This is a genomic window from Halobacteriovorax sp. JY17, from assembly GCF_002753895.1.
Lineage (GTDB): Bacteria > Bdellovibrionota > Bacteriovoracia > Bacteriovoracales > Bacteriovoracaceae > Halobacteriovorax.
Map to the genome: position 1 here is coordinate 323,023 of NZ_NJER01000001.1, position 23,738 is coordinate 346,760.

21 protein-coding genes are annotated in these 23,738 nt (G+C 36.5%); 7 read left to right on the forward strand and 14 right to left on the reverse strand.

What is annotated here, in order from left to right; translation table 11 throughout:
* Positions 1-3: 3 nt before the first annotated feature.
* The 8 genes from CES88_RS01520 to CES88_RS01555 form a co-directional block, all read right to left on the reverse strand.
* Positions 4-618, reverse strand: coding sequence for a cbb3-type cytochrome c oxidase N-terminal domain-containing protein (locus tag CES88_RS01520; RefSeq protein WP_290729968.1), 615 nt, complete (start codon positions 616-618; stop codon positions 4-6).
* The gene (locus CES88_RS01525; protein ID WP_290729969.1) at positions 605-784 is read right to left on the reverse strand and encodes a cbb3-type cytochrome c oxidase subunit 3; all 180 of its coding nucleotides are present in this window, start codon (positions 782-784) and stop codon (positions 605-607) included. Before CES88_RS01525 ends, CES88_RS01520 begins: the two co-directional genes overlap by 14 nt.
* Positions 777-2,936, reverse strand: coding sequence for a cytochrome-c oxidase, cbb3-type subunit I (ccoN, locus tag CES88_RS01530; RefSeq protein WP_290729970.1), 2,160 nt, complete (start codon positions 2,934-2,936; stop codon positions 777-779). The genes CES88_RS01525 and ccoN overlap by 8 nt, the downstream gene beginning before the upstream one ends.
* Complete coding sequence (gene ccoS / locus CES88_RS01535; RefSeq protein ID WP_290729971.1) at positions 2,929-3,108, reverse strand: cbb3-type cytochrome oxidase assembly protein CcoS; 180 nt, start codon at positions 3,106-3,108, stop codon at positions 2,929-2,931. Before ccoS ends, ccoN begins: the two co-directional genes overlap by 8 nt.
* The gene (locus CES88_RS01540; protein ID WP_290729972.1) at positions 3,105-5,495 is read right to left on the reverse strand and encodes a heavy metal translocating P-type ATPase; all 2,391 of its coding nucleotides are present in this window, start codon (positions 5,493-5,495) and stop codon (positions 3,105-3,107) included. Before CES88_RS01540 ends, ccoS begins: the two co-directional genes overlap by 4 nt.
* Positions 5,496-5,951, reverse strand: coding sequence for a universal stress protein (locus tag CES88_RS01545; protein WP_290729973.1), 456 nt, complete (start codon positions 5,949-5,951; stop codon positions 5,496-5,498). It abuts the gene before it with no gap.
* 99 nt (positions 5,952-6,050) lie between these two features.
* Positions 6,051-6,434, reverse strand: a complete 384-nt coding sequence (locus CES88_RS01550; protein WP_290729974.1) for a cyclic nucleotide-binding domain-containing protein — start codon at positions 6,432-6,434, stop codon at positions 6,051-6,053.
* A gap of 62 nt (positions 6,435-6,496) precedes the next feature.
* On the reverse strand, positions 6,497-7,204 hold the full coding sequence (locus tag CES88_RS01555) for a Crp/Fnr family transcriptional regulator (RefSeq protein ID WP_290729976.1): 708 nt from the start codon (positions 7,202-7,204) through the stop codon (positions 6,497-6,499).
* A 225-nt stretch (positions 7,205-7,429) separates the two neighbouring features.
* Here CES88_RS01555 and CES88_RS01560 point away from each other — a divergent pair, with 225 nt between their 5' ends.
* From CES88_RS01560 to CES88_RS01580, 5 genes are all read left to right on the forward strand, one after another.
* On the forward strand, positions 7,430-8,674 hold the full coding sequence (locus tag CES88_RS01560; protein WP_290729979.1) for a molybdopterin molybdotransferase MoeA: 1,245 nt from the start codon (positions 7,430-7,432) through the stop codon (positions 8,672-8,674).
* 46 nt (positions 8,675-8,720) lie between these two features.
* On the forward strand, positions 8,721-10,427 hold the full coding sequence (locus CES88_RS01565; RefSeq protein WP_290729980.1) for a DUF6178 family protein: 1,707 nt from the start codon (positions 8,721-8,723) through the stop codon (positions 10,425-10,427).
* A gap of 247 nt (positions 10,428-10,674) precedes the next feature.
* Positions 10,675-11,574 (forward strand): hypothetical protein, encoded by a 900-nt coding sequence (locus CES88_RS01570; protein WP_290729982.1) that lies wholly within the window; start codon positions 10,675-10,677, stop codon positions 11,572-11,574.
* A gap of 149 nt (positions 11,575-11,723) precedes the next feature.
* Positions 11,724-14,807, forward strand: coding sequence for a hypothetical protein (locus CES88_RS01575; RefSeq protein WP_290729984.1), 3,084 nt, complete (start codon positions 11,724-11,726; stop codon positions 14,805-14,807).
* Complete coding sequence (locus tag CES88_RS01580) at positions 14,807-17,626, forward strand: S8 family peptidase (RefSeq protein ID WP_290729986.1); 2,820 nt, start codon at positions 14,807-14,809, stop codon at positions 17,624-17,626. The genes CES88_RS01575 and CES88_RS01580 overlap by 1 nt, the downstream gene beginning before the upstream one ends.
* On the opposite strand, the gene CES88_RS01585 is transcribed toward CES88_RS01580, so the two are convergent.
* The gene (locus tag CES88_RS01585) at positions 17,606-17,974 is read right to left on the reverse strand and encodes a hypothetical protein (protein WP_290729988.1); all 369 of its coding nucleotides are present in this window, start codon (positions 17,972-17,974) and stop codon (positions 17,606-17,608) included. The two genes, CES88_RS01580 and CES88_RS01585, sit on opposite strands and share 21 nt — an antisense overlap.
* Before the next feature lie 2 nt (positions 17,975-17,976).
* Complete coding sequence (locus CES88_RS01590; protein ID WP_290729990.1) at positions 17,977-18,471, reverse strand: hypothetical protein; 495 nt, start codon at positions 18,469-18,471, stop codon at positions 17,977-17,979.
* Positions 18,472-18,576: 105 nt separating this feature from the next.
* On the opposite strand from CES88_RS01590, the gene CES88_RS01595 reads away from it, so the two are divergent.
* The gene (locus tag CES88_RS01595; protein WP_290729992.1) at positions 18,577-19,260 is read left to right on the forward strand and encodes a hypothetical protein; all 684 of its coding nucleotides are present in this window, start codon (positions 18,577-18,579) and stop codon (positions 19,258-19,260) included.
* Between the two features lie 7 nt (positions 19,261-19,267).
* Positions 19,268-20,299, forward strand: coding sequence for an ATPase, T2SS/T4P/T4SS family (locus CES88_RS01600; RefSeq protein WP_290729994.1), 1,032 nt, complete (start codon positions 19,268-19,270; stop codon positions 20,297-20,299).
* Between the two features lie 4 nt (positions 20,300-20,303).
* Here CES88_RS01600 and CES88_RS01605 read toward each other — a convergent pair whose 3' ends face one another.
* The 4 genes from CES88_RS01605 to CES88_RS01620 form a co-directional block, all read right to left on the reverse strand.
* On the reverse strand, positions 20,304-21,074 hold the full coding sequence (locus CES88_RS01605; RefSeq protein ID WP_290729996.1) for a Nif3-like dinuclear metal center hexameric protein: 771 nt from the start codon (positions 21,072-21,074) through the stop codon (positions 20,304-20,306).
* Positions 21,075-21,116: 42 nt separating this feature from the next.
* The gene (locus CES88_RS01610; protein WP_290729998.1) at positions 21,117-22,424 is read right to left on the reverse strand and encodes a hypothetical protein; all 1,308 of its coding nucleotides are present in this window, start codon (positions 22,422-22,424) and stop codon (positions 21,117-21,119) included.
* Positions 22,425-22,487: 63 nt separating this feature from the next.
* Positions 22,488-22,622 (reverse strand): hypothetical protein, encoded by a 135-nt coding sequence (locus CES88_RS01615; RefSeq protein WP_290730000.1) that lies wholly within the window; start codon positions 22,620-22,622, stop codon positions 22,488-22,490.
* 130 nt (positions 22,623-22,752) lie between these two features.
* A complete protein-coding gene (locus CES88_RS01620; RefSeq protein WP_290730002.1) occupies positions 22,753-23,697 on the reverse strand; it encodes a hypothetical protein in 945 nt (314 codons plus the stop codon).
* Positions 23,698-23,738 lie beyond the last annotated feature (41 nt).

A 23,738-nucleotide genomic window follows, 5' to 3' on the forward strand; every position in this document is an offset into this window, starting at 1 on the left:
TTATTACTCTTCTACTTTTTCACCTTGTGGCTCTTTTGACTTAGGTGGTGTTGTCCCTTTTAACTCCATAATATGGTTGATGGCCGCGTAGATTTCTTCTTTACTTAGAATTTCTCCCCATGCAGGCATTCCCTTATCTTCAAATCCATCTCTAATAAATGGAAAGAGCTCTTCTGGAGTTCTACTCTTCAAGTGAATCCAATACCCATCTGTTAAGTTAGGACCAATGTCTCCACCACCACCAGTTGCGTGACAACTAAAGCAATTAGTCTCATAGACTTCATTGCCGATCTTGGTGGCATCGTTCTTAGTCTTCCATTCGTTATAGTGAGCAATATCAAAGTTTGATACATCAGCAGCGGCAATGGCCTTTTGCTCATTGATCTTAACCATATCTCTTGCTAGCTCTTCCGATGAACTAGGTCCCCCTGCAAAGTGGTAGAACATCACATAGGCGATACTGAAAACAATTGTTAGGGCCCACGTTTTCATCCACCAGCTTGGAAGAGGGTAGTTGAGCTCATGGATACCATCGTAGTTATGATCTAGGAGAAGTTCTCTCTCTCCTTCTAGTACTTGTAATTCTTCAGATGAGTGATCTTTATTATTTTCTTTCACTTTTAACTCCTTCTTCAAGAGCTAGGTTCTGTGCTTTTTCATAGTAACGATCAGAACCTTTTCTATTAATCCAAATTAGCATTCCTACAAAGAGTGTTACAAATAGAATTGTTACAATCGTTTGTGCCAGAGAATAATCAAAATTCATTAATGTTTCTTTAATCATTTTCTTTCTCCTCTGCTTCTTTCTTAAGTTTTAAACTTCTAGCTCCGTCAACACCTAGTCTCTGTAGATAGGCGATGAGTGGAATAATTTCTTTAGACTGCATACTCATATCGACACCGTCAACGCTTAACCCTTTGGTAATATCAAAAGCCTGCTTACTGGCATGATCTATTGATGAAGCTATTTGCTCATCAGAGTATGGCACTCCAAGTGCTTTCATGACTTTTAACTTCTTTGGAAGTGACTTTAGGTCATACTTCTTTTTAAAGAGCCATGGATAGACAGGCATGATTGACTTAGGAGTCACTTCTCGTGGGTTAAGCATATGTCTATAGTGCCACATATCGTTGTACTTACCGCCAACTCTTGCGATATCAGGTCCAATCCTTCTAGAACCCCACTGGAATGGTCTATCGTAAACTGACTCAGATGCTCGTGATGGAGGACCATAGCGGAGAACTTCATCGGCCATTGGTCTTACTTGTTGTGAGTGACAAGTGTAACAACCTTCTTTGATAAAAATGTCTCTACCAATTAATTCTAGTGGAGAGTAAGGTTTTATTTCGGCGTCTCTCTCTACAAATTTATCGCTTATTAGAGACGGAATAATTTCAACTGCACCACCAACGGAAACTGCAACAATTGAAAGCACTGTAAAGAGAGTAGGTAATCCCTCTAACTTTCTGTGAGGAGCCGCTCCCTCTTCTTCATGATCATTTGCAATGGACGGTGCTAAGAACTCTTGCTCTTGAATTCCTTTAGATTTTTTAATTGTCATCCATAGGTTGTAGATCATGAGAATGAACCCACCTAGAACGAGTACGCCTCCAATTGCCCTTACCCAATACATAGGAACGATTCTTACTACTGTTTCAATAAAGTTTGGATAAACTAGTTTTCCAGTACTATCAATTGCACTCCACATAAGTGATTGAGTAATACCTGCTGTCCACATAGACATCATATAAAGAAGTAGTCCAACTGCTGCGAGCCAGAACTGAGCGTTTGCTAGTTTTACTGAATGAAGTTTAGTGTCGTACATCTTTGGAACGAGGTAGTAGAGGATCCCTGAGATCATCATATAGTTCCAACCAATTGTTCCAGAGTGAACGTGTCCTACGATCCAGTCTGTATAATGGGCCATGGCACTTACAGATTTAATTGCAAGTAGTGGCCCTTCAAATGTGGCCATCCCGTAGAACGTTAGAGAAGTGGCAAGAAATTTTAAAACAGGATCAATTCTTACTTGATCCCACGCCCCTCTAAGCGTGAGAAGTCCATTGATCATTCCACCCCAACTAGGCATCCATAGCATAATAGAGAAGACCATTCCCGTTGTTTGTACCCAGTCTGGCACTGATGTGTTTAAGAGGTGATGAGGTCCCGCCCAAATGTAAATGAATACTAATGACCAGTAATGAATAATAGAAAGTCTATATGAATAGACAGGTCTATTAACTGCTTTTGGTATAAAGTAGTACATGAGTCCAAGAAATGGTGTTGTTAGGAAGAAGGCAACAGCATTATGTCCGTACCACCACTGGACGAGGGCATCTTGAACACCTGCGTAGACAGGATAGGATTTCATCAAATCTACTGGTAGAGAAATCGCATTTACAATGTGAAGAAGTGCAACAGTTACAATTGTTGCAATATAAAACCAAAGCGAAACGTAGATATGTCTCTCTCTTCTTCTATAAAGTGTTCCAAAGAAGTTTACAGCAAAGATAACCCACACAACGGCAATGGCTATATCAATAGGCCATTCTAGCTCAGCGTATTCTTTCGCCTGAGAAATTCCAAGGGGAAGTGTGATGGCCGCAGCAACAATAATTAATTGCCAGCCCCAGAAGTGAACCCTTCCTAGGAAGTCGCTAAAGAGTCTCGCTTTTACCAGTCTTTGTGTCGAGTAGTAAATCCCCGCAAACATGGCATTTCCAACAAAAGCGAAAATAGCAGCATTTGTATGAAGGGGGCGCAGTCTACCAAAAGTAGTCCACTCCATTCCCATATTTACTTTCCAGCTTGCAAGCTGAAAGGCCACTGTTACTCCAAGTAGTAGTGCTACAAAACCCCATAAGAGTGTAGCAAAGACAAAGAGCTTTGGGAGCACATCATCATAAGTGAACTTCTCCATTTTTACTTCATTCATTCTTCTTTCCTTCCTGTTTATCATTTATTCTATATTCATCATCTAAAACTATTCTGGCGGCAGGTGTATCTAGATCGTCAAATTGACCCTTCTTCGTTGCCCAGATAAAAGCGACTACAAAGAAAATTCCAAGTAGAAGTGCTAAGGGAATAAGTACGTAGAGTATATTCACGCTCTTTCTAATCCTTTTATCTTCACTAAAGTTGCAATTACCACACTAAGAGAGCTAAGGGGCATTAAGATTGCTGCGCCCAATGGACTTATAAATCCTAGTATGGAAAGTGTTACACCAATTAAATTATATATAAGAGATATTATAAGATTAATCTTGATAGAAGTATTGGTTAATTTTGCTAGTTTCATGAGAAAAATCATATTCTTTAGAGGATCTTGAGTTAAGTAAATGTCTGAGGCCCTTAGTCCGATATCCATGGCCCCTGAAACAGCAATTGAGACAGTGGCCTTCTTCATGGCTATCGCATCGTTAGCTCCATCGCCAACCATGATACTTTGTTTATGTTGAGAAATGAGATCAGCTTTTGATTCAGGTGTTTGATTAGAGTAGCTATTAGCTTCTTCGATATTAAGTGCGCTCGCTACTTGCTTAACTGTTTGGGAGTTATCGCCAGAAAGTATATGTGACTTATGAGCAGTATTACTTAAATAAGAAATAAGGGGTAAGGAATCTTTTTTCAAACTATCACTTAAGTGAATTGTTGAAATGATTTCTTCGTCAATAAGAAAGTCGACCGCAGTATTCCCCTCTCTAATATTAGAACTCTTTAAGAGGGAGTAGGTCATGTCATTTATCTTTCCTGAAACTCCTCTTCCAGGAATCTCCTGAAAGTCTAAGAAGTCTACCAAGGAGCTTTTCTTAGTCCATTTCTGAATTGCGTGAGCAATAGGGTGATTTGATCTCTCCTCTAGAGAGTAGATAATCTCTAGAAAAGGGGATAAGGCCGCTTCATTAGTCACGGCAACAACACTAAAATTTCCATCGGTGAGAGTACCTGTCTTATCAAAGAAGACATCTTTAATTCTAGCAATATCCTCTAGACTCGAATCATTCTTTATAATAATCCCTTTTTCTCTGGCCTTATTCATTGCTCTTGCAATGGCGAGAGGTGCCGCTAATCCTAGGGCGCAAGGGCAGGACACTATAATAATTGCCAATGTTCTTTCAATGGCGGGGTCTACTCCTAGAGTGTAGAGAAAGTAGAAGAAGGCCATAAATGACGTTGAAAAAACAGCAGCTATAAAGTAGCGACTAATCTTATCTGTGACAGATTGTATCCTTTGTTTTGTTTCAGGGCCTTGTTCAACCTCACTAATTATTTTCCCAAGAGTTGAGTCTTCAAAGAGCTTTTCAACTCTCATCTCAATCTTATCTCCAAGATTGACGGAGCCTGCAAAGAGATTTTCATCTTTAGACACTTTTGCAGGACGACTCTCTCCTGTGATGAGTGAATTATTTAAGTAAGAGAGCTCACTTAGATTTATTCCATCAGAGGGAATTGTCTTTGCTTCTTCAATGAGAAGCTGATCTCCAAGTTGAATGAATTTAGTGTGAATTGATTCATACTCTTTCTTTATACTATTCCATCTCTTTACAGAACTTTGTTCAAAGAGAGTGGCAAGGCCGTCGGAATTCAATCCTTTTTGAATTGATTTTTGAACAAGTAATCTCGAAGATAGTAAGAGAAAAACCAGAATGGAAAGAGAGTCAAAGTAGTAGTGAGAACTTCCAATTAGAAGATTGTAGAAACCAAAGACCGTTCCAATAATAATGGCAAAAGAGATAGGTATATCTATATTGAGCGTTCTAGATTTTAGTGCTGCTAATGAATTTTCGTAGAATGGTGTTGCGCTATAAATAATCACAGGGAGTGTTAAAATAAAGCTAACCCAACCGAAGAGAGCTGAGAACTCAACACCAGCTCCGGCGTAAATTGCAATAGAGTAGAGCATAATATTTGCACTACAGGCTCCTGCTACACCTATTTTAATTAATTTACTATGCTCTTCTGATTGCTGTAGCTTCTGAGCCTCACTATTACTTTTAATAACGTGTGGTCTATAGCCTAGGTCTGAAATTTGATTTCCTACAGTTTCTAAATTACAATTTTTTTTAATTGTTAAGTCGAGAATGGAATTACTAAAATTAATTCTAGCACTAATCACTTCGCCATTTATACTGGGAAGCTTTTCTAATAACCAGATACAGGCCAAACAGTGAATACCTTCAATATAGAATTTAATATGATTTGAACTCTCTCCAGAAGTAATGAACTCATTCTTAAATTGAGGCTCATTCATGTAACTAAAGTCCACTTTGGCCTTAGTCGTAGGAGTTAGGTTTTTAGAGATCCCTAGTCTTTCTCTTACTTGATAATACTCTAGCAGACCACCGGCCTGTAGAGCGAAGTGAATTGTTTGACAGCCGTGACAACAGAAGACTTTGCCTTCACTATAGATTGGAAAATCTGTTTTCTCATTACAGTGAAGACATTGAACGGATTCGCTAGGGGAAATACTTGTGTTTAGAGAACCCGCTTCCATTTACTTTTGATCTTCTTTTGCTCTTAGAATATGTACATCACATGGAGAGTACTTTACTAAGTGTTCAGTGAAAGAGCTTGAGAAGAGTCCTTCAATTCCATGCTTTTGCTTTGAAGCGACAATAACTAGATCGGCATTTACATCTTGCAGATACTCAGTGATTTTCTGTTTTGGACTATAAGCAAAGTAGCACTCAATTTGAGACTTCTCTAGCTCTGATGGAGTGCAAACATTCTCCGCAACAGTTCTCATAACTTTCTTAGATGCTTCTTCTATCTCTGGATATTTATCCTCTGAAGGAAAAATATAAGGAGAGAAGTCTGAGGTGTAGACATGAATTTCAAAGATATGAACAAAGTGCAATGTAGCATCTTCTAGAGCTGATTTACCTTTGAGGGCCTTTAGAAGTTCAATGTTTTCATCTTCTAGTGAACAACAAATTACGACGTTTTTCATATGATTCCTCCTGGAAACAGCTATTATTTTACATAATATATACTAATATAATGTGAAATAACTCGGACTAAGTCTAGTGTAAAATTAAATACTTAGTGTTTACCGAAGCGCAGTATCCACTCTAATCAAATTATTAACCAACTCTTTTAAAGGAGTTAACTTTTCTTGGGCCAAAATTCCTAGAATTGTACTTCTATCTATGAAACAGACCTCTGTTCCTGGCTGTATTTGAGCATCTACACCTATTGGCTTATTAGTCATTAATTCCTTGAGTCCAATAATATTTCCGCGGGTAAATGTATTTGTTACTTTTCCATCTTCTGTAAAGTGTACAAGGCCACCTAGAAGAAGATAAGCAACAATAGGAATTTGGCCTGCGTAGAAGAGATTAGAAGAACTTGAATATTTAAGGGGCCTACTGATGGTTGAGATCACATCGATCAGCGGCTCCGGAATTTTTAAAAGTTCATTTTTCTTATTCATGAGTAGACTCTATTCTAGTTTAGCTTATAAGAATATGTTCTGGGTCATACTTTTTCCTAGTATTAATAAGGAAGTTTTGCCCATTCGGTGAGCTTTTCTTCATCTAGTATAATGATATTTTTTCCATCTTGTTCGATGAGATTCTCTTCTTTGAACTCAGAAATAAATCTAATTAACGTCTCATTGGCCGTACCAATCATCGTCGCCATTTCCTCTCTAGTAAGCTTTAAGTTTAATCGAATGCTACCATTGCTCATTTTCTCTCCATGGGAGTTCGAAAGGACGAGTAGGAGTTCAGCCAGTCTCTCTCTGACATTCTTTTGATGAAGTGAGCTTAGCTTTGATTCCGCTTTCCCCATATCTGTGGAGAGCTTATTAATAATACTTAAAGAAACTGATGGTTTTTCATTAATCATCTTTAAAATGAAATTCTTATCAATAAAACAAACTTCAGAGTCCTCAATGGCCGTAGCTGTTGCAGTGTAGTGCTCTTCTGTAAAAAGTGATCTATGTCCTAAGATATCGCCACCATGACAAAGTCGAACGATAGATTCTTTTCCATCAGCACCGACTTTGGTTACTTTTATATTTCCTTTTGAAATGCAAAAGATACCAAATGGATGATTGCCTTGAACAAAGAGAGTTTGTCCTTTCTTATACTTATTTATGACTTTATGCTTATCAACATCTTCGTGCTCAAGACTGCTTAGTTCACAGAAAATTCCATTAGAATTTGAAGGGCAGTTTTCACACTTTGTTGGCGTTTTCATACCAATTTTCCTCATTTAAATTAGAGCATAGGGTTAATCTAACATAGATTAGTTTATTAAGTATGATCTGTATCAGGTTTATTAGTTATAAATTCTAGTATTAGTCATTTTTTGAACGCTATTTCGGGAGTTTAAATAGCTTTTAGTGACTCTTGTGTTCTTGAAAGAGTGAGATTATGGAGTAAGATAGCTCTTTTGTTTGACTAAATTTCTTTCGGAGTAGAAATGATCTCGGCACAAGAAGCTCATGAGCTTATTCAATCAACGAAAATTTCAAGTGAAGTCTTTGCTATTAGTGAAGTTAGTATTGAAGAAGCGACAGGACTTTTTCTGGCGGAAGATATTTTTGCTAATCGAAATCAACCTCCCTTTGATAGATCAATGATGGATGGAATTGCCATCTCTCATTCATCTTTTTCTCAAAAGAAGTTTCAAAGAGAAAGTATCGCCAGGGCCGGCTTTGAAAGACTTACTTTAGAGAATAAAACTCATTGTATTGAGGTTATGACTGGAGCTCCTGTTCCTGTGGGCTGTGATTGTGTGATTCCCTACGAAGAGGTTGTAGGAAGTGGAGAGAGCTTTAGTTTTCTTTCAAAGGACTACACTCCAAAGCTCGGTCAATTTATTCACTGTGAAGGAATCGACTATCTAAAAGGAGATAAGCTTCTAGAGAAGGGAGCCTCTATAAATTCAACAATTATTTCTCTCTTAAGTTCTATTGGAAGAGAAACGGTAAAGATTCTCGAGTTAAAGAATATTGCAGTTATTAGTACTGGCGACGAATTGATTGATGGGGGAAAGGAAGTTCTTGATCATCAAATTTATAAATCAAATCCCCATGCCATTCGCGCAGAAATACTTTCTTTCTTTCCTAGAGCAACTGTGAATCTCTTTCATTTCAATGATGACGAAAAGGAAGTTCTAGAGGGACTTACAAGTATTCTCTCTTCGTATAAAATTATTATTATTTCGGGGGGAGTTTCAAAGGGGAAGTATGATTTTATTCCCGAAAGCTTAAAGTCTTTAGGAGTGAGAGAAGTCTTTCATCATGTAAGGCAGAGACCAGGAAAACCCCTATGGTTTGGCGTTGGTGAAAGTGAGCAAGTTATCTTTGGCCTTCCTGGAAATCCTGTCTCCTCACTTGTAAATACAAGAAGACATATTATTCCTTTATTAGAGAAATTTGTTGATAAGAGACTCAAAACCTCCTTTGAAGTCAAGGCCTCTTCTGATTGGGAAATTGGATCGAATTTTACTCACTTTATTCCCGTTTCTTTAAATATTTGTGAGGGGATAATCTTCGCTACACCGTCTACCGGCAATAACTCAGGAGATTTCTCAAAACTTGTGTTTAGTAGTGGGTTTATAGAAATTCCTCCAAATGAGGGAAGAATCGTAGAAAATCAAATTTACCAATACTTTCCTTGGGGAAGTCTAGAAGGAAGGATAAGAACTCATGGCCATGGGTGACAATCTCTGTTATAAAACCGCCTAAATCTAATATGTTGGAGAATAAATGAGTAAGAATGGTTCTAACCTAATTACAAATATTTTAAAAGAAGCTGAGTCTTATACTTCTTTTGATATTATTGAAAGTTATATAGAAGCGGGGCAAGACCTCTCTAATCTTCCGGTTCAACCTTTATATGTTGCGATTAAATCACTACCAACTGAAACAGTGGCGAACGCTCTTGAGAAATTCAGTCCAAAGCAGAGACAAGTTTTCTTAGATTTAGATCTTTGGAGAAAGGATGATATTGATCCAGACTCTTTTTCTTTTTGGATTGATGTCTATTCAAAATGTACTGACGATACAATTAAAAGTGAATTTTTAAATAGTGCAGAATTCTCGCTCTTCTTAAAAGGAAGGATGAGTATGTGGACTTTCGATGTTGAAGATCCAGAGTATCCTGATCATGATTACTATTTCCTAACAGAAGATAATTTACTCCTCTTTGAGTTTGAGGAAGATTATCCTTATATTCCTGAAGTCAGACAATTTATTGCAGATCTTTATACTGAACACGGAGTAGAGGGAGCTTATCAATTCTTATTTAAAGTTATTGCTGAAGGCTTCTTATCTATGCAGGAAGAAGAGTACCGCTTTAAAAAACATAGACTCAACGATCTTGGATTTGTGGATTACTATGATGCACTAGAACTTTGTAATCCTTTCCCAAGTCTTTCTCATATTAATTTATTTCTTAATAAGAAAGAGTCGACTACTCCTGAGTTAGATTTAGAGAGTCGCAATCAATGTCTTGATAAGAATGCTCTTATTGCTTTTAAAGATCAGGTTGATGACTTAAGCGAAGAGATTGCTAAAATTGATTCTAAGGAGAGATTATCCTATCTTCAATTTAACTTTACACGCTTAATTAATTCTAGCTTAACGATAGAAGATGCTCTTAAAGACGGCGCACTTGCCATGACAAGAATAGGTAAGAAGACTTTAAATAATCTTCAATTAGGTTTTAGTTACCTTAGAGAATTTACAAAGACTGAAGGGATTGAAAAGTTTAATGAGCAAGGTCTTTTTAATTCTTTTGATTTTGTAGAGGTTTTTAATATTGGTCATTCGCTTATTCTCTTTGAGCAAAAGAGAGTGAAGAAGGCCCTCGCCTCGACAGATTTTAATTCTGAAAATGAAACTTTCTTAGGGGAGGTGTTAGGGAATATTTTGGATGAAATCTTCAGCGAGCCTCCAATGTTTATTTCTAATAAAGTAGATAATAAGAAAGTTAATGTGAATTCATTTGAGAATCTCCTATCAGTTCAGGGAGATATCTCTTTAATGGTCGGTCTTCTTCCATTTGCAAAAGGATTTTTTACAACTTTTAAGGAATTAGAAAATTCTGGAAAGATAATGGATGATTACTATTTAAACTTTGGAGTTTCCGATATTGACTTTGAAGCCCTCCTATTAAGTACCTTTATCAATTTCGCTAACGGGGTTGTCTTAGACGGAGAGTCTGGAAAAATTGGTCTAAGCGTTACTGAACTTAAGAACTTCTCTAAAAATGTGATGGCAAGCCCTTTAGAGCTTACTACTAAGATTGATGAATTCACTTCTTCATTTGGTCTAAATCAAGTTCATCAAATCAATGAGTACTTCAAAGCACTCATTACATATCATTTAAGCGGTTATGATATAAATAATTTATCAGATGAAGAGTTTCGCCATGTTGGTGGGCCACTCCTTCTAAATAACAGGGACAATTAGGACCTTTCTTTTGCGTCGCAAGGTGCTTAATGACATTCTAACCAAGTAAAAGTGTCAGTTAAGCACCAAAATCTCTTCTAATTCTTGGCATGTTAAATGCAATATCAATTTTAAATGAAAAATTTTCAATGAATGAAAATCAATCTTAACATCTAGCGACATGCTGGGTACAAGACTAAATAAAAAAAAGTAAGTTTAATTGCTTTGGAATTAACAAAGCAATATTTATAAAGAAGAGGGAGAAATAATGAAGCGTACACTATTAGAATCAACGAAGAAATCACTATTAGCACTTACAGCTCTTACTGTTCTCGCCAGCTGTGGCGGAGGAGGAGGCGGTGGCGGTGGCGGCGGAGGTGGCGGAAGCACTTCTACTTACGGTGCAAAGAATAGTCCTTATATTTCAGCACAAAGCTTTGTTAACTCTTTAAATGATGTTGATGGTTATAACGACAATGAATTAGTAAAAGATGAGTGGGATACAGTTAGAAGCTCTCATGATGGTGAAGATTGGTTTGTTATTTACGATGCTGAATATGGTGAGTATGTAGCTGTTTCTCTACAATATATTAGAACAATTACTTATTATGATTACTACTCTTCAAACTATAGTCTAGCGGATGAGTTTAGAGATATTGAAAGTGATCATGATTTTTATAATGGCCTAATCGGTGATGGTTACGGTGATGATTATGAAATCGTTGATTATGAGTATACTGATGCATGGGGTGAAGACTACTACCGTGGATTTGATTCAGATTACCTTTATGAAGATGCAGAAGAGACAACAGATGTTTCTCTAATGGCATCTGACAAAGAAGGAGAAGCATTCTTCAAAAAAGCAGCAGATGTATCTTTTGCTTACTCAATTGATATGAAAACTTCACTTTCTCTTGTAACTCTTGGAAGTAAGGTTGAGAAAATGATCGATAGATCAAATGGCGAAAAATTAACTCAAGAAGACGAGTTAGCACTAGTAAGTGATATTGAGAAAGTAACAGGTGCAAGTTTTGCTAAGTTTAACGAAGCGGCTAATAACCCAGAAGTTAAAGAAGTTCTTATCGAAGATATCGCTAAGAAGCTAGGAACAACAGCTGACAACCTAGAGAATAGATTACTTCCAGAAGTCTTTGGAATTGACCTTTAATTAAGAAAATGATCGACAGGGCCTTTTGGGGCCCTGTTTTTTTAAGTACTTACCTTCTGACACACCCATTACATTTTACATACTTGCTACAATCTGATGACTTGGCGTGTTATTACTTGTAAATCATTTTACTTGAAGGAATTTATCAAATGTCGGATTTATTAAAAGTCATTCTATTTACTGCATTTCTAAGTGTGAGTACTTTCGCCGCAACAGAGCTGATTCCACTGGATAGTTCAAGAATTCCAAGTAACGATTTAATTCATCCTGAGCTTGGTAAAATTTCTTCTGAGACAGCTTGGCAGTTGCAAAATGATTCTTATAATCCACTTGATTTATCTAAATTAGACCCAGAAGAGAGTGCTGTTTGGAAACATAAAGAAGATTTTATTTTAAATACAGAGATAGATAATTTTCCTGTGACTCAAGATGGATTAGTTTTTCTAGGAACGATTGCCTCTCAATCGGGAACTCTTAGATTCAGTGTTTTAGATGAAGGAACTGGGAATGTTCTCACTATTGCAATCGATAAGAACCTTCATACTTTCTTTCTTAGAAGAAATTTACTTAGAAAGCTAGGCTTTATCATTCCTTCGATGAAGTATGAAAAGAAATTAAATATCAGATTTAATTCTAATGAAGAAAAAGAAAATTTTCTAAATAGGGTTGTCCCAGAAAATACTTTTGGAGCTCCTTCTAGGTGGCTCGTTGCGGACACCGAATTCTCAATAGATCTCCAGGATGTAATGGTTATGCTTCCTACATTTAATGATCATTACAATTTAGCCTTTGGAGTACCACCTAAAACATTAAGAACTAGAACTCTTAGATCTCTAGTTGTTCCATACGCTCTTTTAAATTTAGATGAGAGTGTTAATGTACTAAGCTGGAAAGCGGGAAGAATAGAAGAAAATGCAGTAGAGTTAAAACACTTTACTCTCGCTGATATGAATCCAACTATTGATGATGCTAAGTGGATATTAAATAAAATAAAACTATTTGAAAGAAAAGACTTTGAGGAGATTGTTCAAAAATCTCACTACCCTAAAGTTGTAGGGGACTTACTAATTGAAAAATTAATTTCTAGAAGAAATAGTTTAATGAAGGTCTTCGCAATTGATATTGATGATATTGCATTTAATTCTAAAATTAGCTCAGGAGAAAATCTTAAAGAAGGAAGATTACTTCAAGAGAAGTTTGAAGGTTATGGTTCACGCTTTGCTTACGGTGATCCAGAGTCTCCTTTTAAGGAGTTTAAGTACTCTCTTCTAAGTAAACTTCAATCTGATGTTATTGAAAACTTAGTTGGAAGAGTAAATACTGAACTTCAGGCCTTTGATATTAATGATGCTCGTCTTGATTACTATAAAGAAGAATTTCAAGAAGGTCTTGATCACTATGTTGAAACGGGAGAGTTTCTAGAGCAGCAAGTAGGAGCTTGGGTCTCTCCAATTGTTAACGGAAGCCTTATTCTTTCTCGTGATGTTGTTGTTGGAAATCACCAGGGAAGTGATCACCTTGTTCAAACTGCTGACACTTTTGGATTTGCTGTCTCACTTGGTGCAAATATTGGTTTTGAAGGATTACCTGTTGGCTACTCCGCTGCTATGAGAGGTCAAGTTAGTTACGTTAAGACTTATACACATTTAAAACCAGTAAGTTCTCTAAAAGCATCTCTTAAGGAGCCTTACAAGAATATGGTAGTTTCTCTTTTTAAGAGAGATGTTGAAGCAGAGCTTAGAAATCTTACGAATTTAGAAAGTGTCACTGATGAAGAGATTAGAGAAGAGAAAGCGAAAATAATTGTAGATAGTTTAAGTAAGAAGATTGGAGTTGGAGAGTCATTGGTTATGACTGACAGATTAACTCCGAGCTTTATGGGCAGAGGTGGTTACTCATGGGCGAACACAAAAATTTCTCTTACACTCAATTCAAACTCTATTCTTGTTAAGAGAATTCATATCTATAGAAGTACTGCTGATACTATTCAAGTTTATATCGATAATGGAGAGCTTGGAGAGCTAGGATTTATACTTGGTGTTGACAATCATATACCAATTACTCGTATTGATTTCAGCCGCGCTAAGGGGAAGTACAATATTGAAATGTATAATGTAAATATTAATCCTGATCTAGTTGAGAATCCAAACCTATTTAAGGGAGCAACAGCTTTAAATGCACTCTTGCAAAAAGGTGAAAAAGAGCTTCTGGAAAATTATCAGTCTCCTTATAGAGTCGAGAATGACTTTAGAGACACAAGTACTAAGTACTCTTTTTTAAATTGGAGACTTAAGAAATTAAAAAAGAGAGGAAAGATAAGTGTCCTTACTCCTGATAAGTTTGAAGCAAACTTCTATAAGTATACACATGAAAAACAAATAGGTGCTAATAACTGGGCATTTGGTCGTGATGTCGTTAATTACTATTTAAATCAAATTACTGAACATATTACTCTTAGGAATGAGCCGTGGAAGAATCCTGCTAGAACTTTTACTGGTGTGAGTTCAACTGAAGGCTTTAGATTTGAATCTAGATTTTCTGAAGAGACTAGTGGAACTAAGAAGTATAAAGACGCTTTTCTCGCGATGGAAGTGAGAAAAGAAGGTTGGAAAATTAAAGAAAAGAAACTCAAAAAGGTAATTAAAGAATTGAATGATCAATTTGGTGCAGATATTTTTTCTGATGATGATGCCAACGATGCAACTACTCTTAAGCTTTATTCAATTTTTGTTAACTTAAACATCTATGAAAAAGGTGTATGGAATATTTTAAATTATAGTGAAAAACAAATCACAGAACTTGGTCGGAAGTATAGACGTTTGAATTACGACAGAAGACATTGTTCAACAACTCGATTAAATGGAGCTCCTATTGCCACGAAAATTAAATGTGGAAACTTTCAAGTCTTCATTGATAAGAGAGCTAAGTGTGAAGATAAGTTTAAAAATAATAAAGACTCTGCTGTTTCATGCTTAGTGGATCTTGCTATTCTCTATGAGAGTTACCTTGAATTTAAAGACTTTAAAGAAATCATAGGTAAAGACAATATCTATATTTATGGGAAAATCACTGGTTTTAGAGAAGAGAGTGATATTCTCACAAGCCCTATCAATGGTAACTCTATTGGAAAGGTTAGCGGTAAGTACTGGAACGGACCAGTAGAAGAAGTTAGGTCAAGTATGGAGATGCAGTCAAATGAGTTCGACGGCTCATGGTTAAGGGAGAGTATCTAGTGAATAAGTTAATACTATTTTCTCTCTTTTTATCTTTAAACTCATTTGCTAATGATCCTCTCTCGAGTATGCAGTGGGGAATTAAGAATATTGGGCAACCTATTTTTCGTGCAACAGGTGAACTTACTAGAGAGCTTGTAAGAGGAGTTCCAGGGCAGGATATTGGACTACCTGAAAATTATGTAGCATCTAAGAAGAAAGTTGTTGTGGCCGTCATTGATTCAGGTGTGGATATTTTCCATCCTGATTTAAAAGAGAATATCTGGCTAAATCCTAAGTGCAAAGGTATGAGCGAAGAAGAAATGGCCAAGGAAGATTGTCACGGTTGGAATTTCCTAGATGGAAATCCTGATGTGACAGATGATATTGGTCACGGAACACACGTTGCTGGAATTATTGCAGCAGCTGAGAATAATGGAATTGGTATTAAGGGAATAGCTTCAAAGAATGTTGAAATTATGCCTCTTAAAATCTTAAACTCAAAAGTGAAGACCTTTGTTTATGGGAAGCAGGTCATTACTAATATTATCGCAGATGCAATTGCCTACGCGGTAACAAATGGAGCTTCAGTCATTAATCTAAGTCTTGGTTGGCCAGCTCTCATTCATACGAAGAAAGTTCGCTATGCTATTGATACTGCAATCAAGAGAAACGTTGCGATTATTGTTGCTGCAGGAAATAATAATAAGAAGTTACCAGTCTACCCTTGTTCATACGATGAAGTCATTTGTGTTGGAGCTATGGACAATAAAGGGGAGATTCCTGAATTTTCTAATTTTGGAGGAAAAGTTGACCTAACAGCTCCAGGAGAGAGTATTCTCAGTACTTATCCGAGAAATTTAGAGTCTAGAATCTTAAGAATTCCAGGTTATGAAATTAAGCAAGGTTCATCACAGGCAGCTCCTTTTGTTTCGGGTCTTGTGGCCTTACTTAAGTCAAATAATTTAGAAATGAGTTTTGATGAGATTAAATATAGACTTTTTAAGAGCGCTACAATTAGTGACTCTAATAAGCGTGTGAAGTACGGAAAAGTTAACTTTAGTAAAATTCTCGATACAGATATTACTAATGGATACCCACTTTTTAAATTTAAAGCTCTCTCGGAAGTTAGAGTTCTAGAAGATGGAACTTTTGATTTTAATCTTTCATTTAGATCTCTTGGGAAAGATATTTCAAAATTAGATTTTGAAGTAATTATCAGAGATGGGCAGAGAGTTATTTTAAGTAAGAAATTTTCTAAAGAAGAAGTTTCTCAAACTGAAAATTCTAGTGTTCTTGTGAAGGCCAATATTTCTGACTTTAGAACTTCGTCTCATTTAAGTTTAGATGTTAAGTGGAATGGAATTACTTTTGGCCATGAGATCGCTCTGGTTAGAGATATGCTCAAGGTTGCTGATAAGAAAACTAAGAAATTACCTTTTAAAGACTCTGAAGTTCTCTCAATTGAAAATGGAAGAATGTCGTCAGGACTTAGAAAAGTTGTATCAAATAAATTTGACAGTCATAGTCTTGATTACTTTGTTCAAAGAAAGGCAACGACAGCTGGAACATCGCTTGTGGAGTTGGCAAAAATTCATACGGATAGCATTAAGAGAATTAGGATCGAAATTGCTGAGATTGGAAAACTCATTAATATCATCAAAAATGATTTTAACAATGATGGTGCTGAAGATTATATGATTTACTCTCTTTCTAAAGAAGAGAGGCACCTCGTTTTAAGTTTTGTAAACTTTGAAGGAAAGCCTTTATACGGGGATCATTCTCAGTGGTTCTTAGAGATTTCAACTTTTGAAGGACTACCATTCTTTAATGGTGAAATTCGTTTTGAATTCTTAAATGTCGATTTTCTAACATTTGGAAAAGTTAAAGTTCCTGTTTTTATGAAGAGTTGGCTCATGCCAGAAGCGGATAATACAAGAGACCCGATAGATCGTATTCCTGATGGAGTTGCTTCAAATAAACCATACTTTTTAAATCCTATTATTTTAAACGGTGAAGTAAGTTTGGAAGTTAGAACTTTAGCATCGCTTTCATTTTTAAATGATTTTAGAGAGAAGTTTTCAATTGGAGCTAGAGAGAGCTTGGCCTTTGACCACCTCTTTGATCAAGATAAATTATCGAACTCTCTTGAAGCAATTATTATTTCAGGGAATGAGTTCTCAAAGAGGTACTTCCATATTAATTACTTGGAAAAGGGGACTTATTCAGTAGATGAGATATTCTTCTATGGTTTAAGCCTAGATTCCAATAGAACTCTTATCTCAAGAAAGGACTCTACTCAGTATAATGCTTCGTTTGCGCTTAACTCTAGACAAGAACTTCGAACAGTTTTTTGGGATTTGAGTGGTGAAAGATCAGTTCAAAACTTTAAAACTGAGAGTTGGGGGGATTTGATTATAGATATTTTTGACTTCAAAAAAAGTGGTAATGAAAGCCTTGTTTTGCTTGAGTCTAGATACTATATCCATGCAATTGACAACGATGGCCCGTCCCAGAAGCTTCCAATTAACCGAGAAAGTAGCTTTCCGGGAGTGAGTTTTTCTGAAACCTTTAAGAAGGTAAATATTGAAACGAGAGACTCTAAAGCGAGAGGTATTCTAGTTGATTCTTCTCTTATTTACGGAGATCGCCTTTATTCAATGGTCTTTAATGATGGAGAGTTCGCATCGCCTATCTATTCTAGTTTTACTATTCCTTCGAATTGTAAGTATCTAGATGTAAGTGAGTTCGAGAAGGGGAGTTATATTGTACTTGCCTGCCAAGATAAGTTTCTAAGATCGACTCTTGAGTTAGTACCTTTAAAAGAGAGAGTTGAATAATTTTCCAAGCTGAATATTTAGTGGACTATTTTTTTTCATTTCATATTCAGCGAGATCACTCTTAGTGAGAGTCTTTTGTTGGCTTTGCTTTTTTAGAATATGCTTTGTTTGATTGAAATTTTTGAAATTATTAATCTTTGTCCCAAAGAACTTTGATAGCTTCTCTAATCTAGAGGCTTCATCCTCAAGAAAATTATACAAGTGATAGGAGTCGTTGATTTTATCTGACTCTCTTTGTTTTTTTTCGACTTCTATTTTCTCATGCTCATTGACTACGAGATCCATAATCTCTTCAAAGCCCTTCATTTCATCAAGTTTTTCTTTTGTAATTATTTTCTTCTTTACCATATCTAATTCTCGTTCTCTTGAATTAAGTAAGCAATTTCTTCATAGAAATTTAGCTCTTTTGTTTGTTTGTATAAGCTTCGTTGATCAACTGCAGATTCTTGAATAATTTTCTGGTTCTCGTAGAGGTTCATATTAATAACTTTCTCATTTAGAACACCAACTTTATTTAAAAGCATCAATTCTTTATTCTTTAGCCTCTTTGATTTCTTAAAATAATGACTAGGGAGCTCATCCACAGATTGAAAAACGCTCATGAGAGTTCCTTTAATCGGAGTCTCACTAACAATATAGTAGGGATAAGGAAAGAGTGGGTTCTTATGCAACTCTTTTAGAGCTTGTTCAATATTAGAGACAACATTGGCCCTTTCAGCTTCAGAAACATTATGTAGACTCGTATACATGGGAAGAGAGCCTACTTTTGAAGCCTTTATCTTTTCTTTAAGATAATCTGTTGAAAAATGATCAAGTACTAGTTCTTCATAAATTGGAATTCTCATAAGACCTCAATTAATTATAGCACTTTTAACAGGGAAACAAAGTCGTCACTTGTTGCCCAAATTTTAACGAGTTAGAATATAAGAAAAGTTTATAAGAGGTAATCATTGGAATATTTTTTCGCAAATTTACCAGATGACTTTACTCATCTACTTAAAGTAAATATGCAAAGTTCTGGCAAGAACTTTTCGGAACTTTCAGGTCATATTATTGAACGTAGAGGAATGTATCTTCTGTTTAGGCAAATTTTTAAAGATGTTGATACATCTGGAAATGTAGAAAAGGTATTAAAGTCAGCAGGCTGGCATGGAATACGTGACCGCTTCTCTTGTCTCTATATAGAAAACTTAATTAATGGAGAGTACCCAAGTTCGGTGAAGACTGGAAATTGCTATGGTATTCTAGGATTCGAAGATCTCTTAAAGCCTTTTGCTATTGGAGGTTATTCTAGGGGGTTCCTGCTAGGCTTCTATTTAAAGATGTCTTCTATTGAACAAAACCTTCTGGGTAAATCGACATCTTCTAGTAACTTTTATATTGATGATGTTTTAGAAATTCTTAGACTCTCTTCTGCTCGTACAGTAAAAATTGATTTATTAGTTATTCTAATTAAGCACTTAATTTATTTTCTCGGACTAGATGTTCTTAAAGGACATATTGCCAATGGGGAGAAGTACGAACAAATTTACGAGAAGTTGAGCGAAGAGCAAAAACTTTTGATGGTAAATAACTTCTTAGCTTATGGTAGCTCAATAAATGAAAAAGAAATTTTTGTAATGGATCACGTATAGGATATTTATGACAAATGAAAACTCAGTTTGGAAATTAATCAATGATTTAAATACTAAGAAAGGTATCACTGAAATTGTTATTAATGGTCCTAAAAATGTCTTTGTTGAAAGGGCGGGGCAATTTATTCAGTTAAATGTTTCTTTAACAAAGCAGGATATTTATAAATTCATCGAAGAAATTGCTGACTACAATAAGAAAGTATGTAATCAACAGAGTCCAATCATGGATGGAAGCCTCCCTGATGGATCAAGAATAAATGTGATAGTGGAGCCTTTTGTCAGTGGCTTTCCATCTATTTCGATTAGAAAGTATATAAGAACAATTACAGACTTTGATAGTTCACCCGGAATATTTAGTGTCGATCCAAAATGGGTTGAGTTTATAAAGGCCGCAGTGTCGGCGCGAATGAATATCATTATCTCTGGAGGGACGGGAGTAGGTAAGACAACTTTTATGAATCTCTTACTTAAAGAGGTGAGTCCTGCTGAAAGAATAATTACCATTGAAGATACACTGGAGCTAAATCTTTCGACACCAAATCTTGTAAGATTAGAAGCGGGAAGTAAGGTTGAAGCGAGTGATATTTCAGTTAGAGATCTTGTGAAAAATACTTTAAGAATGAGGCCTGATAGAATTATTCTTGGAGAAATTAGAGGAGGAGAACTCTTTGATCTTCTCCAGGCGATGAATACTGGTCACGACGGTAGTATGACTTCTCTTCACGCTAATTCAGCCGCAGAGTGTATCAATAGAATGGAAACTCTATTTCTCATGTCTGGATACGATGTTCCCTACCATGTAGTGAGAAGACAGATGAGTACGGCAGTGGATTTAATTTTTCAACTCTCAAGAGATAGAGAGGGGAATCGTATTTTAAAAACTATTCAAGAAATTACAGGAATGGAAGGAAGTAATATTCTCTCTCAAACCATTGCTACTCATGAAGATGGAAAACTTGTGAGTACTGGAATTACTCCAAAGAATATGGATAAGCTCCATCATATGGGAGCTCTTCCAATAGACTTTGCTAATCAGTGATAAGCTAAGCAGGGTTTTTACTTTCGATATATAAACAATCTAGAGAAAACTTCTTTTGCACGCTTTCCATGAGCTGCTGAACACCAAATTGTTCTGTGGCATTATGTCCTCCTGCGAACATCGTCACTCCTGCTTCTGCACTTTCATGCCAATCGTGCTCACTCATTTCTCCCGTTAAGTAAGCGTCAACACCTTCACGCATGGCCTGGGACCATTCACTATTAGCGCCTCCAGTAATAATGGCAAGGGAGTTGATAGTCTCTTGATCTTCTGGTGTGGAGAAAATAACTTGATGATTTAGAATACCTTCTAAAGTTTTAGCTAATTCTTCTCTCTTTAACTTCCTTGGAAGCTTTCCTTTTAGTCCAGTAGGTGAGCCTTTGTAGTCACCAAAAGGTTTAATATCAGTGAGTTCTAATTGCTTAGAGATTCCGGCGGCATTTCCAACTTCTAGATGAGCATCTAGTGGCAGGTGATAACCAAAGAGGCTGATATCATTTTTTATAAGTGGAAAGACTCTCTTTGCAAATGGACCTTTTAGGGGTCTTGTTCCATGAAACTTCCAAAAGAGTCCATGGTGAACAATGAGAGCGTCAGCTCCTGCTTTAACCGCTTCATTTACTGAGTGTTTTGTGGCAGACACGGCAAAGGCGACTTTCCTTATCTCTTCGGCACCTTCGATCTGAAGACCATTCGGTCCATAGTCCTGGAATTCATAAATATTTAGGAGATTATTGAGAAATTTTTCGAGATCTTTTCTTTTAACTACTGACATATTTAACCTTTTAAAAAATTAATTATGTCAGTAATTGTAGCACTAATTAAGTGGAGAGTCGTCTGTTTCTGTAGTTTCTATTTCCGATGAACTCTGCCAATTTACTTTGAAGTCATCTACATTAGAACTTGAATGGATCGATTTTTTGAGCCTCTCAACAGTAGCGTGTAATTCTTCATGATACGGAGCTAGAGTTAGTGCTTTAGAGAACTCTTCTAGGGCCTTAGGAAGGTTCTTAATAGTCATATAAGCTCTTCCAGAGTTGATATAAGGATATTCTCTATTTTGATAGTTTATGGCCTTCTTTGCCATTTCAAACCACTTGAAACTCTCTTCAACTTGGCCTTCACTGAGAAGGTATGTTCCTAGATCGTTGTATGGAGGTCCGTAATCGGCATCATTTTGAATGGCCTTAAGACAGTATGATTTTGCTTTATCTAAACGACCTTCGAGAGAGTGTACCCAACCAATTAAAGTTAGTACCTCTGCGGTTTCTTTATAGTTTAAAGCTTTGCTAAATTTGTCGAGTGCAAGAGCGAAGTCTTTATCGAAAACGGCCTCATGACCTTCATGAAGAAGTTTATCGTACTTCTTATCTCTCTGCCATTCAAGGCTTCCTATTGAGCCAAGTCCAGCACCTTGGAAGCGAATAATATTTTCCTTATCTAATTTAAAGAGAGGAATAATTCTATCTTCTTGGGCCTCTTCGTCTTCCTCTTCATCGTCAAAGTCTTCTTCATCCATAAATTCAACATCGAGCTGCGCTCCTCCATCGATAATGGAAAAGCCGCTACTATGAAGTCTTGGTTCTGAATCAATGAGGAGATCTTCAGTTTCTTCCTTTAGTGAGTTATTAATATCTTCTTCTAATTTAAGAAGGTGCTTAGGTGATGAGACAATGGCCTCTACTAAGTTTACTCTTGGAAGTTGAATACTTAATTCTGTGAAGTCGGAAACGAGGTGGTGCCATTCATAGGCATATTCGTAGAGAAGATTGATAAAGCTGACTGTCGTCTCAAGAGTTTGTTCGCTATTTAATTCTAGACGTATCATTCTCTCTATAAGTTCAGTCGTATCTTTACATTTATATTTCAATTCTCTCAGTGAGATATTTCGAACACTTTCACTGATGAATTCTTTTGAAAAAACGTGAACTTCAAGAAGCTCAACGATATCAAAATTCATTTTCTGAGTGAGATCTTTAGACTCTGGTAGTTGAGCAATCTTTGAAAGATCGGTAATTGCGTGAGTTAGTCTTTCAAAATAAGACCAAGCGCAGTGCAATTCACTGGTTAATAGGTTTCTAATATTTTCTTCCATCAAAATGGCCGTTCCTTTATTGTCTTTCAAGTGTCATTCCTTTGACTATGCTATACGTTTTGGGGTGACATTGGCAACCTTAGTCAAACATCTCTAGCTTATTTTCATGAGCCAGTCTCCCATGACGAGGGCCCAGTAAGTAAATAATTTTAAAGAGATTACTGCCGCAGGAAGCTTCGAGTTGATGATATTTGCCTTGGTCTTAATTCTGTAGTTACTCTGTCTCATTGTTTTACTCCTTTAAACAATGGGTGATAGGGCTTTTACTACAAGACTTGTGCCAATAAATAAGAATGTAAGTTACTGAAATAGTGATGGCCGATTGGCACCATGAAAAAAAGAAGGGCCTTAACTGGCCCTAGTCTTCTTGTGAATTTAAGGCCTGATGACCTTCATAGTTTATAATTTGTATTGGTAAGTCCTTGTATTTCTCTCCCGCAGCTTCAAGGGCTTCACGGTTTAGAGGGCATCCAAGGTTTTGTCCTGTTCTTTCGTTATATTCAGCAATTCTTTCTTTTACTTTCTTGAGCAAACTCTCTGTTCTTAGCCAAGAACAGTTGATTCCTTCATCCCATGCGCTGTCAACGAAGACTCCAAAGTCGATTTCTTTAACTTGCTGCCACTTTTGATCTTCGTCGCATGTAATATATGGCGAGACTTCTTCTTGAGTGAGGACATCTTTATGTTGACCAAGCATTGTATTCCAAAAACGCATTCCATTAAAGTTTGCAACCATATCACCAAAGCTCATGACACCTGTCATAGTCGCTCCCATAATTCCGGTCTCTGCTCTGTAGCCGATATTCATTGCGTCCTCTAGGGATTTTCCTTTTAAGTAATACTTCTTAAAGTAGTTAAAGCCTGAGCCTGAGAAGTGCTCGAACTTATCTGTACCAACGTGAACTCCACCTACATTCATAATTTGTCCTGCAGGGTCGCTAAATTTAGCAAGGAGTCCAGGGATAATGGCCTGGTACCATTTGAATTCTTGGTATATTGAATCACTTGTCTTAGTGGTGACTTTATCTAATTCATCAGTATCTACAACCCACTTCCCAAACTCTGAAGTGTATTGATTCTTGAATTTCTTTCGAAGCGCTTTGTAGAGTTTTTTCTCAGAGCAGGCGTGATCTTTCTTATTTAACTTTGTGAGGGCGTCTTCCATCATAAAATTTGCTTTGTCATTTAAAGCGGGAAGAGAGTCTTTCAATGGTTGTGACCTATTATTAAAAGGATCTATCTCTGAGGAGTAGACATTAGTCATCGAAATGATTGTGGCAAGAATTAGGGCCTTTTTCTTCATTTTATAATCCTGTGATATTTTTTTTCTTATTTATACCACAG

Excerpts from the sequence above, each read along its gene's own strand:
- CES88_RS01525 (WP_290729969.1), bottom strand. The coding sequence starts at position 784 with ATGATTAAAGAAACATTAATGAATTTTGATTATTCTCTGGCACAAACG.
- ccoN (WP_290729970.1), bottom strand. The coding sequence starts at position 2,936 with ATGAATGAAGTAAAAATGGAGAAGTTCACTTATGATGATGTGCTCCCA.
- CES88_RS01540 (WP_290729972.1), bottom strand. The coding sequence starts at position 5,495 with ATGGAAGCGGGTTCTCTAAACACAAGTATTTCCCCTAGCGAATCCGTT.
- CES88_RS01545 (WP_290729973.1), bottom strand. The coding sequence starts at position 5,951 with ATGAAAAACGTCGTAATTTGTTGTTCACTAGAAGATGAAAACATTGAA.
- CES88_RS01550 (WP_290729974.1), bottom strand. The coding sequence starts at position 6,434 with ATGAATAAGAAAAATGAACTTTTAAAAATTCCGGAGCCGCTGATCGAT.
- CES88_RS01555 (WP_290729976.1), bottom strand. The coding sequence starts at position 7,204 with ATGAAAACGCCAACAAAGTGTGAAAACTGCCCTTCAAATTCTAATGGA.
- CES88_RS01560 (WP_290729979.1), top strand. The coding sequence starts at position 7,430 with ATGATCTCGGCACAAGAAGCTCATGAGCTTATTCAATCAACGAAAATT.
- CES88_RS01565 (WP_290729980.1), top strand. The coding sequence starts at position 8,721 with ATGAGTAAGAATGGTTCTAACCTAATTACAAATATTTTAAAAGAAGCT.
- CES88_RS01570 (WP_290729982.1), top strand. The coding sequence starts at position 10,675 with ATGAAGCGTACACTATTAGAATCAACGAAGAAATCACTATTAGCACTT.
- CES88_RS01575 (WP_290729984.1), top strand. The coding sequence starts at position 11,724 with ATGTCGGATTTATTAAAAGTCATTCTATTTACTGCATTTCTAAGTGTG.
- CES88_RS01585 (WP_290729988.1), bottom strand. The coding sequence starts at position 17,974 with ATGGTAAAGAAGAAAATAATTACAAAAGAAAAACTTGATGAAATGAAG.
- CES88_RS01590 (WP_290729990.1), bottom strand. The coding sequence starts at position 18,471 with ATGAGAATTCCAATTTATGAAGAACTAGTACTTGATCATTTTTCAACA.
- CES88_RS01600 (WP_290729994.1), top strand. The coding sequence starts at position 19,268 with ATGACAAATGAAAACTCAGTTTGGAAATTAATCAATGATTTAAATACT.
- CES88_RS01605 (WP_290729996.1), bottom strand. The coding sequence starts at position 21,074 with ATGTCAGTAGTTAAAAGAAAAGATCTCGAAAAATTTCTCAATAATCTC.
- CES88_RS01615 (WP_290730000.1), bottom strand. The coding sequence starts at position 22,622 with ATGAGACAGAGTAACTACAGAATTAAGACCAAGGCAAATATCATCAAC.
- CES88_RS01620 (WP_290730002.1), bottom strand. The coding sequence starts at position 23,697 with ATGAAGAAAAAGGCCCTAATTCTTGCCACAATCATTTCGATGACTAAT.